The following is a 15466-nucleotide window of genomic DNA, read 5'->3' as shown; positions in this document are numbered from 1 at the left end:
TTCGCGCCCCGCGGAGGGGGGCCTTCGGCAGGTTCCGGAGGATGGAATGACGGATTTCAAGATCTGTCAACGGAAAATCGACGGGTTCTTGCGGGGCGGGGGTGGAGCGGGCGCGGGGCGGGGGCGGAACGAGGCTCAGCCGCCGGCCACGGCCAGGAGCCCGGCGCCCGCCGCCAGGCAGCCCGCGCCCAGGACGCTCCACAGCAGGTCCACGACGGCAGCCCGACCGACCTCCCCCGCGGCCAGCACCACCCTGCTCGGGCGCCGCGGGTCGTAACAGATCCGCACCGAGGCTCCGGGCGCGAAGCGGTCCGGACGGCGCAGCGGGGTGTGCCCCCGCGGACGGGCGATCACCAGCCCGGCGATCCCGCACGCGCCGGCGCCGCCGACCGAGGGCGGCACCGAGAAGGAGAGCAGCGGAGCACTGTCCAGCTGGCCGTGCACGTCGTCCTCGGCCATCACGGTGGCCACCGCCGACGCCCCCCGGCGGCGCACCCGCAGGCGCAACCCCACCTCGGCGGCGCACCAGAGCAGCAGCACGCCACCGAAGAGGGCGAGCACCGACCCGCCCACCATCGCCGTCGTCGTGTCCACCCCTGGCCCCCGGCTCCCCAACTCTGTCCACAGCCTGTGGATAGAGCTTCACAGCGGAGAGCCAACGGGAGACAGCCACCCGGCGGCGGCCGGACGAACCAGGGGGTACGGGCGAGTGAACCGGTCAGTCCCGGCGGGTGAGCCGGTCAGGTCCCGGCGGGTGCGGTCACGGAGGGCCGGGCTCCGGACACGGTGAATCCGGGCACGGCACAACCGGGCGGGGTGAATCCGGCCACGGAGGGCCGGGACGGGTCAGGACGCGTCGGGTCGGATGTGGAACGTCGGGCCTCAGCGGACCGGGTCGATGAACCCCTGCTCGGTCAGCAGGCGCAGCGACTCCGGCACCCGGTCCCGCAGGACCACCCGGTCCTCGCCGAGCAGCTGCGCGATGGCGTCCACGATCTCGCCCGCCGACAGCGTCCCGTCGCAGACCCCGACGAACCCGGCGCCCACGGTGTCCACCTTGGTGGCGCGCCGCATGCCCCGGTTGTGACGCAGGATCACGTGCTCCGGGTCCTCCGCGCCCGGCGCGCCGACCTGCTCCTGGACCACCTCGTCGGCCAGCACGTAGCGGGCCGCGAGCAGGCCCGCGTCGTCGTGCGAGCGGAGGAAGTCCTGCCGGTCGAACCAGGCCTCGATGTGCGGGCCCAGCGGCTGCTCCACCGGGTGCGGCCACTCCTCCACCCGGATGGTCGGACGCTCGGCGCCGCTCGCCCGCAGGGTGATCCAGCCCATCCCGATGCCCTCGACCCGGCCCGCCTCGAAGGCGTCCAGCCACTCGCCGTACCGGGCCTGGTAGTCGCCGCCGGGGCCGCGGTGGTCACCGCCGTCGCGCAGCCACAACTCGGCGTACTGGGCCACGTCCTGGACCTCGCGCTGGACGACCCAGGCGTCCAGGCCGGTGCCCGCGACCCAGCCGGTCAGCCGCTCCTGCCAGTCCTCGCCCTGGACGTGCTGCCAGTTGGCGAGCAGCTGGCAGTAGCCGCCGGGCTCCAGGTGGTCGGCGGCCGAGCGGACCAGGCTGCGGCACAGGTCGTCCCCGGCCATGCCGCCGTCGCGATAGGTGAACCGGCCGCCCGGCGAGATGACGAACGGCGGGTTGGAGACGATCAGGTCGAACTTCCGCTCCCCGACCGGCTCGAAGAGGCTTCCGGTGGACACCTCGGTGTTGTCGAAACCGGACAGCGCCAGGGTCAGCTCGGTGAAGCGCAGCGCGCGCGGATTGAGGTCCGTGGCGGTGACGGTCCCGGCGTGGCGGGCCGCGTGCAGCGTCTGGACACCGGAGCCCGAACCGAGGTCCAGCGCGGCCCGGACGGGACGGCGCACGGTGATGTTCGCCAGCGTGGTGGAAGCACCGCCGACGCCCAGCACCAGGTCCTTGCGGGCCACCCCGTGCGCGGTCTCGCCGGAGCCGATGCCGCCCGCGCCGCCCACCGCGCAGCCCAGGTCGGAAACCACCCAGGCATCCGAACTGGGCATCCCGGCCACCTCGTTGGCGTACGGCCGGACGTCGACAGTGGCGCGCACCAGATCGCCGTCGGGGCGCAGCCAGCCGTCCGCCAGGCAGTCCTCCACCGGCAGCGCGGCGGCGGCCGCCCGGTACGGGACCGGCTGCTGGAGCAGGAACAGCCGCACCAGCGTCTCCAGCGGGCTGCCACCGCGGGTCGCCCGCAGTGCCGGGACCGCCTCGCTGCGGGCCAACGCCGAATAGCCGGTGGGCCCGAGCAGGTCCAGGCACCCATCGGCGGTGAACGAGGCGGCGAGCAGCGCCTCGCGGAACTTGGCGAGGCGGGTCGGGTCGAGAACGGGGCTACTGATCACCCCGCCATTGTCCCCCGGCGCCCACCCCGCGGCCGCCGCTGCGCCCCGCGGCCATCAAACGGAAGCCCGCACCACCACGCACGCCCCCGGGAGCCACCGCGCGCCGCCCTGCCGGGGGCGCCGAGTCGCTCAGCGGCGGCCGGCGGCGGCTCGCAGCGGCTCGCGGAGGCGGCTCGCGGTCACGGGGGCCGGCGGCGGGCAGGGCCGGCGGCTCCACGAGGGCGCCCCCGCCCGCGTGACTTCGTCACGGCCGACGCGCCGCCCATCACCAGCCCGGTCCGGGCCGGGGACGGGCCGGGGACGGGCCGGTTTCGGGGGCGGGCGCGTCGGATCGTGCGGTCCGCCGGGGCTCAGCTCGCGCTGGGAGCGGGGTTCGCCGGGGTGCCCGCCGGGGCGGACGGAGCGGTGGTCGCACCGGCAGCGGCCGGGCTCGCACTGTCGGTCGCGCCGGGCGCCGGGGTGGTGGCCGGCGCGCCCGGGGTGTCGGTGGCGCCGGGGGCGGGGGTCGTCCCCGCACCGCCCGGGGCCGGGGTACCGCTCGCGCCGGCACCCGCACCACCGGTGGCACCGCCGGTCGGGGCGGTGGTCGGGGACGGCTTGCAGCCCTCCTGCTTGGCCATCGCCGCGCCGAGATCGCCGCGCTGGAGCTTGCTCTGCGCCTGGGTGGAGAGCGAGGCCAGCTGCTGCACCTGGTCGGCCACGCTGCGCAGCCCGTCGGCGAACTTGGCCTGGTCGGTGTTGGGCAGCGCGTCCAGCTTCTTCTGGACCTCGACGTAGCCGTCGGCCGCCTTCTTCAGCTCGTCGACGGTGTCCTTCTGGAGGGTCGCGCCGTCCTGCACCTTGGGCGCCCCGGCACCGTCGATGGCGGCGGCTATGTCCTGGTTGGTCTTGGCCAGCCGCCCGATGTCCGTGGAGAGCCGCTTCTGGAGGTCGGCGGGGACCTCGCCGGTCTTCACCTGGCCGGTGTCGGCGAGCGCGGCCTGCGCCTGGGAGATCGGGTCCTTGGCGGCGCCGCAGACGGTCGACGCCCAGGACTCCAGTTGCTTGCTGTTGTTGTCGTCGCCGCCACAGCCGACGGCACCGAACGCGAGCAGCACGCCGAGGGCGGGTACGGCCAGCAGTCGCTTGTTCACCGGGAGGAGCCTTTCGGTTTCGGTCGTCATCGGTCGTCGAACCTACACGGCCGGTGTCCGTTCCCCGATTTCCGGTTTCCCTCCCCCGCTGCCTGCCGCCCGCTGCCTGCTGCCCGTGCCGATGTTCGATGTCGTGCGGGATCGCTGTCGAGCGGAACGACGGGCGAGGTCGGCCGCTGCTGCTGCGCCGACAGGGGAGGGCGCGTCCTCGCACAGCCGGCCTACGGGCATGCAGACGCGGACCTCCTCGCCCCGGGTGCCCGCCGACGGCTGGCCGGCAGCTCGGCCCGGAACGCTTCGCAGGTCGAGGCGCCTGGCGATGTCCCGGTGGCCTGCCCGGTCGTCCGGGTGACGGGATGCGAACCCACCCGGACGCCGTCCATCGCGACGAGGCCCGATCGACGAGCGGACCCGGTCGTCCTGGAGCAGCCGACCGCCGGGATCACCACGTGTCGGCGTCTGCCCGGGAACCGGACTCCAGTCCTCGGGGGCGTGCGGAAACGCGAAAGCGGCGCCGGCGGCGCCTCAGACCGCGACGGAGGGGACCGAGACCGGCCAGCTCATCCGGATCAGGCCACCGTCCGTGCCGTTGGTGACCTCCAGGTCCTCGACCAGGCCGGTGATCACGGCGAGGCCCAGGGTGTCCTCGTCCGGGTCGCCGCCCTCGGCGGCGCCGGAGGCCGGGACGGCGGCGGGGCCGGCCTCGTCCTCGACCTCGATGAGGAAACGCTTCTCCTGATCGGTCAGCGCGACCCGGACCGTGCCGCCGATGCCGCCGCGCTGGTGCAGCCCGACCGCGCGGGAGCACGCCTCGCCGACCGCGAGCCGGACCTCGTCGAGCACCGACTCGTCGACCCCGGCCCGTCTGGCGACGGCCGCGGCGACCAGTCGGGCCGTCCGCACATGCTCGGGAAGCGCGCTGAATCGAAGTTCGACGGTTGCCATCTCTCCCCCTCGGGGTGCTCCGACCGGGGCCGGAGGTCCGGCCCCTGCGGGCCGGCGGAACCGGCCCAGGGGCGTCCGAGGACGCACCGGGCCGCACGGGCCCGGGCTCCCGGACGCGAGGAAACGAGCGGGCCGGCCACCCGGGCCGGCCCGGCCGCGTCAGTCGGTCGCGTTGACCGCGTCGTCCACCGAGGTGTGGATCGGGAAGACCTTGGTCAGGCCGGTGATGCGGAAGATCTTCAGGATGCGCTCCTGGTTGCAGACGAGGCGCAGCGAGCCCTCGTGGGCGCGCACCCGCTTCAGACCGCCGACCAGCACACCGAGGCCGGTCGAGTCGAGGAAGTCAACGCCCTCCATGTCGACGACGAGGTGGTACTTGCCGTCGTTGACGAGCTCGACCAGCTGCTCCCGCAGCTTCGGGGCGGTGTACACATCGATCTCGCCGCCAACCTCGACGACCGTACGATCGCCGACTGAACGGGTCGACAGGGACAGGTCCACGGAACCTCCAGCACCTTGCCTTGCTACGTCATGTGCGATCCTCGGCCGGACGGCCGCCACCGCATGGTCGCGAGCCCGGGCGCGCCCAGCCAACGCGTGGCAAGCCTCAGCGCTGCGACCCACGGCCATACGGCCGTCACGGCCACATTCAACCACCTGCGGCCATGCCCGCACGATGGCTTACGACGATTCTCCGTCACGCCGGTGACACACTGGGTCCCCATGCCGCCCCGACACAGCCCGCCCGAGGCACTGCTCACGACCCTGGCCACCGGCCGGGGGCGGTCCGACCGGCTCACCCATACGGAGCACCTTCCCGCCCGACCTGCACGTTATTCACCGTGGCCGGACTCGATCCGTCCGGAGGTCGTGGCCGCGGCACGCGCCCTCGGGGTGGAACAGCCATGGGCGCACCAGGCAGAAGCGATGAATCTGGCCAAAAGCGGCCAGACTGTGGTGATCGCCACAGGCACCGCCTCGGGCAAGTCGCTGGGCTATCTGGCACCGGTGCTCACCGATCTCCTCGACGGCACCGAGGCCCGCAACGGCCGCGGCGCCACCGCGCTCTACCTGGCTCCGACCAAGGCGCTCGCCGCCGACCAGCGCCGCCGGGCGGCCGAACTCGCCCCGCCGAGGGTCCGCGCCGCCCTGTACGACGGCGACACCCCGACCGAGGAGCGCGAGTGGGTCCGCCAGTACGCCTCCTACGTGCTCACCAACCCGGACATGCTCCACCGGGGCATCCTGCCCGGTCACGCCCGCTGGTCCTCCTTCCTCAAGGCGTTGCGTTACGTGGTCGTCGACGAATGCCACAGCTACCGGGGCGTGTTCGGCTCGCACGTCGCCCAGGTGCTGCGGCGGCTGCGTCGCATCTGCGCCCGTTACGGCTCGTCACCCACCTTCCTGCTGGCCTCCGCCACCACCGCCGACCCGGCCGCGACCGCCCGGCGGCTGACCGGCCTGCCCGCCGTCGCCGTCACCGAGGACGCCTCGCCGCGCGGGCCGATGGTCTTCGGCCTCTGGGAGCCGCCGCTCACCGAGAACGTCGGCGAGCACGGCGCGCCCGTGCGCCGCACCGCGACCGCCGAGGCCGCGCACCTGCTGACCGACCTGGTCGAGCGGGAGATCCGCACCGTCGTCTTCGTCCGCTCCCGGCGTGCCGCCGAGCTCGTGGCGCTCCAGGCCCAGGACCAGCTCGACCGCCCGCTCGCCGGACGGGTGGCCGCCTACCGAGGCGGCTACCTCGCCGACGAACGCCGCGCCCTGGAACGCGATCTGCACACCGGCCGACTGCTCGGCCTCGCCTCCACCTCCGCTCTCGAACTGGGCGTCGACATCTCCGGCCTCGACGCCGTCCTGATGGCCGGCTACCCCGGCACCCGGGCCTCGCTCTGGCAGCAGGCGGGCCGGGCGGGCCGGGAGGCCCAGGGCGCGCTGGCCGTGCTGATCGCCCGGGACGACCCGCTGGACACCTACCTGGTGCACCACCCGGAGGCGCTGTTCGCGGCGCCCGTCGAGGCCACCGTGCTCGACCCCGACAACCCGCACGTGCTCGCCCCGCACCTGTGCGCGGCGGCAGCCGAACTCCCGCTCACCGATGCCGACCTGGAACTGTTCGGGCCGTCCACCGCACCGCTGCTCCCGGTCCTGGAACGGCGCGGCCTGCTGCGCCGGCGCAGTGACGGCTCCTGGTACTGGACCCGTCGCGAGCGCGCGGCCGACGCGGTGGACCTGCGCGGCAGCGGCGGCAGTCCGGTTCAGATCGTCGAGGCCGACACCGGCCGCCTGCTCGGCACGGTGGACGCCGCGGCCGCCCACACCAGCGTCCACACCGGGGCCGTCCACCTCCACCAGGGCCGCACCTACCTGGTCCGGGAGTTCGACCTGGAGAACTCCGTGGCCCTGGTCGAACCGGCCGACCCGCCGTACACCACGGCCGCCCGCGACATCACCTCCGTCTCCGTCCTGGACACCGACACCACCGTGGAATGGGGCGAGGGCCGGCTCAGCTTCGGCTCGGTGGAGGTGGTCAACCAGGTGGTCGGCTACCTCCGCAAGCGGATCTCCACCGGGGAGATCATGGGCGAGACCAAGCTCGACCTGCCGCCCCGCACGCTGCGCACCCGTGCGGTCTGGTGGACCGTCACCGAGGACCAGCTGCTCGACGCGGACATCCCGCCCGACCAGTTGCCCGGCGCCGCCCACGCCGCCGAGCACGCCTCGATCGGACTGCTGCCGTTGTTCGCCACCTGCGACCGGTGGGACATCGGCGGCGTCTCCGTTCCGCTGCACCCGGACACCGGCCTGCCGACCGTGTTCGTCTACGACGGCCACCCGGGCGGGGCCGGCTTCGCCGAACGGGGCTTCCGGCGGGCGGTCCAGTGGCTGACGGCCACCCGGACGGCGATCGCCTCCTGCGAGTGCGAGCGCGGCTGCCCGTCCTGCGTCCAGTCACCCAAGTGCGGCAACGGGAACGACCCGCTGGACAAGGCCGCCGCCGTCCGGCTCCTGGACGTCCTGCTGGCCGGGGCCGCCGGAACCGCGGAGACGCAGGACGGACGGGAGGCGCCCGACGGCCCGGAGACTCCGAACGCTCCGGACGCTTCGGAGACGGGCGCCGGTCCGGAGGCGCCGGACTCGCCGGAGGCGGCCCCGGGACCGGACGGTGGAGCGCCGGCCCGTTCATGAGACCGCCGCCGCACTCGGGGCTCCGCCCGGAGCTTCGCTCGGATCCCCGACCGGCCCGGCGTCCGGCACGTCCTCGGGGCCGGTGACCGGGGCCCGTACCGGCCCGGCCCGGGCCCTCGCCCGCGCCGGGCCGACCGGCAGCCGGGCCGGGAGCCCGCGGACGTCCGCCTCGGCCACCACCTCGACGGCGTCCGCCGACCGGTCGACCGCACAGGACACCAGTCCGGCGCCCTGCGCGGCGGCGATCGCGGCGGCCCGGGCGCAGCCGCCGTCCCGGTCCAGCAGCAGCCGGTCCGCCGCGGCGAGGGCCGCGAGGTCGGCCGCCGACTCGGCCCGGTGCCGGGAGGCGACCACCGAGCCGACCGCGATCGTCCCGGCGAACACCGCCGTGCCCAGCATCGCCAGGGCGAGCAGCCAGACCGTCGCCGAGCCGGCGTCCGGCCCTCGCCCACCCGCCGCGACGGCTTGGGCCGCACGGGCGCGTGCCACCCGCTCCGCCGTCTCCCGCAGCCCGGTCAGGACGGCCATGGACCACCACCTCCCGTCGTGACCGCCACCAGGACGTCCTCCCGCGCCGCCACGGCCGCCGCACTGAGCCGGACGGCGAGCAGCCCGCCGAGCCTTCCCGGCCCCGCGCACGGCGCCTCCACCTCGACCCGCACCGTGTCGGCCGCCAAGGCCACCCGGACCTGCGCGCCCGCCGGTGCCGCCGCGCGGGCGAGTTCGGCGGCGTCCGTCTCCCCGCGTGCGGCCGCCCTGGCGCCGACCCGGGCGGCGTCCACGCAGCGGATCTGCGTGGCCGCCGCGAGCACGCCCCAGATCAGCATCGCCGCGAGCAGGACGAGCGCTGGCAGCGCCACCGCCGTCTCCGCGGTCACGAAGCCCGCGTCGCCGCGCGGCCGCAGCGGCCACGCCCGACTGGCGCCGCGCTCCCCGGCCCGGCCGGAAGCCGTCCTCAGCCCCCGGTCACCCACCGGGAGCGCGGGCGGGGCGGCGTCGAGGAGCGTGCCGCGCAAGGCGGTGGCGGGAGCGACTCCCGGCCGCCGGGCCGGGGACCGTCGGCGGTCGACGACCGCCCCACGGGGTGCGCCTGCGCGCCGGGGCCTCCCGGCCCCGGCCCGCCGACCGGCAGGGGTTCGACGGTCTGTCCTAGGTGGCATGGAGCGCCCGCACCAGCATGTCGGTCAACGCACCCGTGATGGCCTCGCTGGTCACCACCTTGTACAACCCGGCCGCGAGGGCGCACGCGCCCAGCGTCCCGACGGCGTACTCGGCCGTGGTCATCCCGGCGTCCGAGCGGCCCCGGAGCCGGGCCACCCTGCGCACCCGCCAGGCTGCCCGACGGCTCCTCCGCCGCCACGCCCCGGCCAGCGGGCGGAGCGACCGCCCGGTACCGGTCCTGATCGCGATCACTGCGGTCATGAGATCCTCCTGTTCGATCGTTGTCCGTCGATGTCCGTACATCCGGCTCTTGTTCACATCGCCTGCGCGAAGCGGCTGGTGAGGCCGACGACCACCGGCACCACGCCGATCAGGACGAAGGCCGGGAGGAAGCAGAGCCCCAGCGGCGCGGTGGCGAGCACCGCCGCCCGGCGGACCCGGGCGTGGGCCGCGCGGGCAGCCGCCGTGCGCTGCCCCTGGGCCAGCCCGATCAGCGGGCCCGCGGCGGGGACACCCCCGAGGCTGCTGCGCTCCAGGCAGCGCGCCAGCGGCGCCAACGGCGGGTGCTGCTCACCCAGTCGGCTCCAGCACAGCTCCGGCGGTGCGCCCAGGGCCAGTTCGGCCCCGATCGCCACCAGCCGGGGACCCAGCGGCGCACCCACACTCCGGCCCACCGCCGACACGGCGTCCGAAGGCAGCGCCGCCGACCCGAGGCAGGCCGCCAACAGCTCGGCGCTCAGTGGGAGTTGCCTGGTCAGCAGTTCCTCGTCACGGGCCTCCCGGCGGTCGACCGGCGACCGCGCCCGGACCGACCACCGGTGAACGCCCACCGCCAGCAGCGCCCCGACGGCCAGTCCGGTGCCACCACCGAGCAGCACCGCCGCCGCGAGCCCGGCGACGGCCGCTGTCACCACCCGGCGTCGGCGCCCAACGTCCGTGGCCGTCAGCCCGGTTCGCCTTGCCACCCCCTTTCCGTCCCGGGTCCGGGCGAGCACCCGCCGGCGCCTCACCCGGCCGCGCACCGATGTCCACCCCACAGCGGCCGCGCCCACCGGGAGGGCGAGTGCGACCCACTCGATGCCCCGCATCACCTCGCCACCGCCCCGAGCGCCCGTGCGCGCACCCGCGACAGCCCGCAGACCCGCCCGCTCGCCCAAGGGCCGGGCACCGTACGGCCGGAGGCTCGAATTCGCTCGCGCCGCCCCGGGGAATCCTCCAGCCCTCCGTGGGCCGCCGCACGGACGATGCGTGCCGTCCAGAGCACGCCCAGGCCCTCCAGAGCTGCCCCCGCCACGAGGCAGCCCAGCCCGGCCGGGGTGTGCAGCAGGACCTCCAACGGGTGCGCCCCGAGCGCCGCGCCGAGGAGCAGCCCGATGCCCGGCAGCGCTGCCAGGACGGCGATCGTCGCGCGCGGCCCGGCCAGTTCCCCGGCGATCTCCTCCGCCAGCGCCCGCTCGCCGCGCAGCGCCTCGGCGACCCGGTCCAGCGCGGCGGCGAGCCCCGACCCGCTGTCCGCGGCCACCCGCCAGCAGGCCGCGATGGCCGCGGCCCCACTGCCGCCCGGCAGTTCGGCCAGCAGGTGCAGCGCGGCGGGCACGTCCCCGCCGTAGCGGCCCGCGGCCAGCCGGGCCACCGACTCCTCGCCGAGCCCGCGCAGCCCCGCCGGGTCGGCGGCGAGCCGCGCGGTCACCAGGTGCAGCGCCTGCTCCGGTGTCGCCCCGCCGCGCAACTCCCCCGCCAGGCCGGCGCAGAGCTCCACGACGGCCGCGGCCCGCTGTCGAGCCTCCGCCGCCAGGCGTCTGCGCGACCGCCACCTGCGCAGCGGCAGGACGGCCAGGGCCGCCGCGAGCACCGGCACCGGCGAGGCGGTGGCCTGCCCGGCGGCCAGTCCCGCCGGCAGGAGCAGCAGTTCGGGTGCCAGGAACCCCGGCAGCCGACCCCGGGCCCGCACCACCGTCTCCGGGCCAACCCTTGGCACCGGCGGCCCGCTGCCCGCCAGCACCAGCCTGGAGCGCCGCCCGCCCGGCAACTGCTCCTGCACCGCACGCCACGCCGCGACGGCCACCAGGCACAGCACCGCGGCCCAGCAGAAGTCGGGCCGACTCTGCGTCACATTGTTCACTTCCGTCCTCCTCGATCCTTGCGCCCCGCAGCGCCTAGCAGCAGCAGGGCGCCCACGGCGCACCCGCTCAGCAGCAGGGCGAAGGCGAGTTCCACCGCCCGCGCGTCCGCACTCGCCGACCCGGCCACCGTCACCGCGATCACGGCCGCCCCGGCCCGAGCGACACCCCGCGTGCCGCCAGCAGTCCGATCAGCCGCTCCCAGCCCGCACCGGGACGCAGGCCGCCGGCCGCCGGGAAGGCCACCGCGGGCATGGTCACGGCCGACCCGTCACCGGCTCCGGTCAGCGTGTGGATCTCCGCCACCCGGCGCCGCCCCGAGCCCGGGTCGCGGACCAGGTGCACCACCACGTCGAGCGCGGCCCGCAGTTGGCTGTGCAGCGCCGGCCGGTCGAGACCGGCGAGCGAGCCCAGGGCCTCCAGTCGGACCGGCACGTCCGCCGCCGTGTTGGCGTGAACCGTGCCGCAGCCGCCCTCGTGCCCGGTGTTCAGCGCGGCCAGCAGGTCCGACACCTCGGCGCCGCGGACCTCGCCGATCACCAGCCGGTCCGGGCGCATCCGCAGCGCCTGGCGAACGAGGTCCCGCAGGGTGAACTCGCCGAGTCCCTCCTGGTTGGGCGGCCGGCTCTGCAGGCGGACCACGTGCGGGTGGGCCGGCTGCAGCTCGGCGGAGTCCTCGGCGACCACGATCCGCTCGTCCGGCCCGACCAGGCCGAGCAGGGCCGACAGGAGCGTGGTCTTCCCGGAGCCCGTCCCACCGGACACCAGCAGCGACAGCCTGGCCCGCACGATGCCCGCCAGCAGCTGCGCGCCTTCCGGCGGCAGGGACCCGCCCGCCACCAACTCGTCGAGTGTGAAGGGCCGGGGACGGCAGACCCGCAGCGAGATGTGCGTGCAGCCGGCCGCGATCGGCGGCAGCACGGCGTGCAGCCGGGTGCCGTCCGGCAGTCGGGCGTCCACCCACGGGCGGGCGTCGTCCAGCCTCCGGCCGGCCGCGGTGGCCAGCCGGTGGGCCAGCCGCCGCACCGCCGCGGCGTCGGCGAAGCGGACTCCGTCGGCTCGCTGCAGGCCGCCGCCACGGTCGACCCACACCTCCTCCGGACCGTTCACCAGGACGTCCGTGACGTCGGGCGCCGCCAGCAGCCGGTCCAGCGGGCCCGCACCCACCAGTTCGGCGCGCAGCGAGCGCACGGTGTCCAGGACCTCGTCCCCGCCGAGCGGCGGGCGGGTGGCCCGCAGCGCGGCGGCGACCGAGCCCGCCGTCGGGGCGGCCCCCGACTCGGCCAGCCGCAGCCGGACCGCGTCCACCAGCGCCGCCGTGCGCTGCTCGCGGGCCGTCCGGCCGTACGGGCAGGGCTCGTGCGCGGGCTCGGGCGGCCCGCCGGGCGGCGGCACGCTCCGCAGCGGCCGGTGCTCCCGCGCACCGCCGCCCGGTTCGGGCGAGCCGGTCCGGAGGACCGTTCTGCGCAGACGGACCATCAGTACACACCTCCTCCGACCGCCGGCACCGGCGGCAGCACCTCGTTCAGGAAGCTCGCGCAGAAGCGCGCGAGCGGGCCGCTCTCCCGGCTCCCGGGCGGGACGCCCTTCACGACGTCCTGGGCCAGGCCCGGCTCCGGCTCCAGCTCTCCCGCCAACGGCAACCGCAGCCCGCGGACGATCTGCCGGGCCGGGAGTCCGCCGGCCCGTGCCGGGCGCACCACGGCCCGGACGTCCCCGAGCCTCATCCGGGCCGCCGCCGCGACCCGGTCGGCGGCGGCCACCGCGCGCAGCTCGGCCGACACCACCAGCAGCGCCAGGTCGGACTGCTCCAGCGCCTGCCCGGCGGCCGCGTCGAGGTGGCGGGGTACGTCGACCACCACCAGCCCGCCGCGCCGTCTGGAGGCGGCCAGCACGCTGCGCATGGCCTCCGGCGGCACCGTCAGGGTGTCGCCGCGGTCCCAGGACAGGCAGGACAGCGAGGAGAGCCGTTTGAGCGCCGGCAGTGCCCGGGCCAGCTCGGCCCCGCTGACCCGCCCGCGGGAGCCGGCCAGATCGGGCCAGCGCAGCCCGCTGACCCGCTCGCCGCCGAGCAGGATGTCCAGGCCCCCGCCCAGCGGATCGCCGTCCAGCAGCATCGTCCGCCGGCCCGCCCGCGCGGCCGTGACCGCCAGCGCGCAGGCCAGGGTCGAGGCTCCGGCCCCGCCGGACCCGCCGAGCACCGCGACGGTGACCGCCGGGCAGCCGACGCCCTCGGCCGCGTCGGCGATCCGGTCGAGCAGCCAGGCCTCGGCGTCGGGCAGGAACAGCACGTGCTCGGCCCCGAGTTGGACGGCTCTGACCCACACCCCGGGGTCGTCCAGGTCCAGCCCGAGCAGCAGCACCCCGCCGCGCCGCCCCAGCCCGGAGCAGCGGACGGCCTGGTCGTCCCCGACCAGGACCAGTGAGGCCCCTTCCCAGAGCTCCCGCGTCGGCGGAGCGCCCCGGACCAGCCTCGGCTCGGTGCCCGCCGCCGCGCAGATCCGCAGCAGGTGCTCGGCCAGGCCGTCGTCCTCGGTGACGACGAGCGGCCCGGCGACCGCGGGGCCCTCGGCGGTGATGTGGTCGGCGATCGGCGTCGACATGGATTCTCCCCTCCGCGCCGCCGGCCACCGGGGTGGCCGGCGGCGCACGTCGGACGGTTCCGGCGGACGGCCGCCCGACAGATCCTCTGGGGATGGAAGGGGTGAGGCCCTGTCCGGCGACCGCCGCCGGACATCACGGTGGGGGGAGATCCGGATTCCGTCATCCGAGTTCCGATTGCCTGTGGATAACTCGTGGCCTGTGGAGGAAAACGTTCACCCGGGCGGGGGGTTAATCGGTGAAGAATTGACGAAAAGAGGTCACCGAGATGAACCGGCGACCCTCCGCATCCCGTTCGAAGGCACTCCCGACGAGTGCTCGACACCTTCCCGAGACCGCTTCCGAGCGGGCCCGCGGCACCGATCGGAACCAGCCGTTCGATCTCCGACGAACCTGAGCAAATGGCAACGCAGAGTGACGAAAGTCGATCGGCGGGCCGAGGTGACGACACCCCCTGGAACCCGTCGGCACGACGGCGGCGAACGCGCCGCGAGGGGCGTTCAAGCCCTGAAAATGGCCCCGGACGTGCGACGACCCCCGCCGGGGGGGAGAGCGGGGGTCGTCTATCCACAGCCCGGCTCGGGGGGGAGGAGCCGGACCGGGTTAGCACGGTCGCGAACGATCCGTGACTTCCATGGTGTACCCGAGCGGCCAGAAACACAAACCCGCACGCCCACGAGTACGCCGAATGGCGGGGTGTTTTGCGGCTCCCTCTATCCTCGGTTCCCGTGGACACCACCGAGAACGCCGACGAGTACGCCGACGAGTCCCAGGGCGACACCACCGGGCCCGGAGAACTCCGCCCGCCCGTGCGCCCCCGACCCGGCGGGCTGCGCACGGCGGCCTTCTTCGACCTCGACAAGACCATCATCGCCAAGTCCAGCGCACTGGCCTTCAGCCGCCCCTTCTACCAGGGCGGCCTGATCAACCGTCGGGCGGTCCTGCGCAGTGCGTACGCCCAGTTCGTCTTCCTGGTCGGCGGCGCGGACCACGACCAGATGGAGAAGATGCGCGAGTACCTCTCCGCGCTCACCCGGGGCTGGAACGTCCAGCAGGTCCGCGAGATCGTCGCCGAGACGCTGCACAACCTGATCGACCCGATCATCTACGACGAGGCGGCCTCGCTGATCGAGCAGCACCACGCGGCCGGCCGGGACGTCGTGATCGTCAGCAGCTCCGGCTCCGAGGTGGTCGAGCCGATCGGCCGCCTGCTCGGCGCGGACCACGTCATCGCCACCCGGCTCAAGGTCGAGGACGGCTGCTACACCGGCGAGATCGAGTACTACGCCTACGCCGAGAACAAGGCCGCCGCCATCCGGGAGTTGGCCGCCACCGAGGGCTACGACCTGGCCGCGTCCTACGCCTACAGCGACTCCTCCACCGACCTGCCCCTGCTGGAGGCGGTCGGCCACCCGTCGGCGGTCAACCCCGACCGGGCGCTGCGGAAGGAGGCGCAGGCGCGGGAGTGGCCGGTGCTGGTCTTCGACAAGCCGGTGGAACTGCGGCGCCGGCTGCCCGAGTTCTCCGCTCCGAGCGGCTCGGTGCTGACCGCCGTGGCGGTCGGGACGGCCGCGGTGACCGCCGGGGTGATCTGGTACCTGGCCCGCCGGCGGCGCCCCGCCGCCTGAGGCCGCACCGCCCGGCACCCCTTGGACAAAACGGTCAACCGGGACAGACTTCTCGTTTCGGGTTCCCCTTTCGCCCGAAACGCGATACAAATGAAGCACGGCCCGCGAGACCCGGTCAGGACCTAAGAGGTCAAACCGACAACGCAGTTCAGGCCCCACGGACCGCACGTACAGATATCCGGGCACCCACATGCAGCCGACCCGCTGTCGGGCCGCCGGACCAGACGAACGGGCAGGATCCCCGTCTGATCGGCACTTCCGGTGCATGCATGGT

At 75.3% G+C, this 15466-nt stretch carries 15 protein-coding genes; 2 read left to right on the top strand and 13 right to left on the bottom strand.

Annotation, left to right across the window (positions count from 1 at the left end; all coding sequences use genetic code 11):
- Nucleotides 1–135: 135 nt before the first annotated feature.
- The 5 genes from ACFVUY_RS02555 to bldG all read right to left on the bottom strand — a co-directional run bounded on the left by ACFVUY_RS02555 (nucleotide 136) and on the right by bldG (nucleotide 4994).
- The gene (locus ACFVUY_RS02555) at nucleotides 136–594 is read right to left on the bottom strand and encodes a DUF3592 domain-containing protein (RefSeq protein ID WP_387726854.1); all 459 of its coding nucleotides are present in this window, start codon (nucleotides 592–594) and stop codon (nucleotides 136–138) included.
- Nucleotides 595–882: 288 nt separating this feature from the next.
- Nucleotides 883–2415 (bottom strand): methyltransferase, encoded by a 1533-nt coding sequence (locus tag ACFVUY_RS02550; RefSeq protein ID WP_387726852.1) that lies wholly within the window; start codon nucleotides 2413–2415, stop codon nucleotides 883–885.
- Between the two features lie 350 nt (nucleotides 2416–2765).
- The gene (locus tag ACFVUY_RS02545) at nucleotides 2766–3548 is read right to left on the bottom strand and encodes a hypothetical protein (RefSeq protein WP_387726850.1); all 783 of its coding nucleotides are present in this window, start codon (nucleotides 3546–3548) and stop codon (nucleotides 2766–2768) included.
- A 525-nt stretch (nucleotides 3549–4073) separates the two neighbouring features.
- On the bottom strand, nucleotides 4074–4493 hold the full coding sequence (locus ACFVUY_RS02540) for an ATP-binding protein (protein ID WP_359902044.1): 420 nt from the start codon (nucleotides 4491–4493) through the stop codon (nucleotides 4074–4076).
- Nucleotides 4494–4652: 159 nt separating this feature from the next.
- Nucleotides 4653–4994, bottom strand: coding sequence for an anti-sigma factor antagonist BldG (bldG, locus tag ACFVUY_RS02535; protein WP_049659132.1), 342 nt, complete (start codon nucleotides 4992–4994; stop codon nucleotides 4653–4655).
- A gap of 222 nt (nucleotides 4995–5216) precedes the next feature.
- Between bldG and ACFVUY_RS02530 the strand changes: the two genes are divergently transcribed.
- Nucleotides 5217–7682, top strand: a complete 2466-nt coding sequence (locus ACFVUY_RS02530) for a DEAD/DEAH box helicase (protein WP_387726848.1) — start codon at nucleotides 5217–5219, stop codon at nucleotides 7680–7682.
- Here ACFVUY_RS02530 and ACFVUY_RS02525 read toward each other — a convergent pair.
- The 8 genes from ACFVUY_RS02525 to ssd form a co-directional block, all read right to left on the bottom strand.
- A complete protein-coding gene (locus tag ACFVUY_RS02525) occupies nucleotides 7677–8210 on the bottom strand; it encodes an Rv3654c family TadE-like protein (RefSeq protein WP_387726846.1) in 534 nt (177 codons plus the stop codon). The genes ACFVUY_RS02530 and ACFVUY_RS02525 overlap by 6 nt on opposite strands.
- Nucleotides 8198–8698, bottom strand: a complete 501-nt coding sequence (locus ACFVUY_RS02520; RefSeq protein ID WP_387726844.1) for a TadE family type IV pilus minor pilin — start codon at nucleotides 8696–8698, stop codon at nucleotides 8198–8200. Before ACFVUY_RS02520 ends, ACFVUY_RS02525 begins: the two co-directional genes overlap by 13 nt.
- 133 nt (nucleotides 8699–8831) lie before the next feature.
- Nucleotides 8832–9104, bottom strand: a complete 273-nt coding sequence (locus tag ACFVUY_RS02515) for a DUF4244 domain-containing protein (protein WP_387726842.1) — start codon at nucleotides 9102–9104, stop codon at nucleotides 8832–8834.
- A 53-nt stretch (nucleotides 9105–9157) separates the two neighbouring features.
- Nucleotides 9158–9808, bottom strand: coding sequence for a type II secretion protein F (locus tag ACFVUY_RS02510; RefSeq protein WP_387726841.1), 651 nt, complete (start codon nucleotides 9806–9808; stop codon nucleotides 9158–9160).
- A gap of 122 nt (nucleotides 9809–9930) precedes the next feature.
- Entirely contained in the window at nucleotides 9931–10965 is a 1035-nt protein-coding gene (locus ACFVUY_RS02505; protein WP_387726839.1) for a type II secretion system F family protein, read from the bottom strand.
- The gene (locus tag ACFVUY_RS02500) at nucleotides 10962–11108 is read right to left on the bottom strand and encodes a hypothetical protein (protein WP_387726837.1); all 147 of its coding nucleotides are present in this window, start codon (nucleotides 11106–11108) and stop codon (nucleotides 10962–10964) included. The genes ACFVUY_RS02505 and ACFVUY_RS02500 overlap by 4 nt, the downstream gene beginning before the upstream one ends.
- On the bottom strand, nucleotides 11105–12442 hold the full coding sequence (locus tag ACFVUY_RS02495; protein ID WP_387726835.1) for a TadA family conjugal transfer-associated ATPase: 1338 nt from the start codon (nucleotides 12440–12442) through the stop codon (nucleotides 11105–11107). The genes ACFVUY_RS02500 and ACFVUY_RS02495 overlap by 4 nt, the downstream gene beginning before the upstream one ends.
- On the bottom strand, nucleotides 12442–13566 hold the full coding sequence (gene ssd / locus ACFVUY_RS02490; protein WP_387726833.1) for a septum site-determining protein Ssd: 1125 nt from the start codon (nucleotides 13564–13566) through the stop codon (nucleotides 12442–12444). The genes ACFVUY_RS02495 and ssd overlap by 1 nt, the downstream gene beginning before the upstream one ends.
- An 807-nt stretch (nucleotides 13567–14373) precedes the next feature.
- On the opposite strand from ssd, the gene ACFVUY_RS02485 reads away from it, so the two are divergent.
- On the top strand, nucleotides 14374–15192 hold the full coding sequence (locus ACFVUY_RS02485; RefSeq protein WP_359902135.1) for an HAD-IB family hydrolase: 819 nt from the start codon (nucleotides 14374–14376) through the stop codon (nucleotides 15190–15192).
- Nucleotides 15193–15466 lie beyond the last annotated feature (274 nt).

The organism is Kitasatospora sp. NPDC058063 (assembly GCF_042885395.1).
GTDB lineage: Bacteria > Actinomycetota > Actinomycetes > Streptomycetales > Streptomycetaceae > Kitasatospora > Kitasatospora lactacystinica.
Note: the sequence above shows the minus strand (reverse complement) of the source record. Positions and strands in the feature narration are given on the sequence as shown.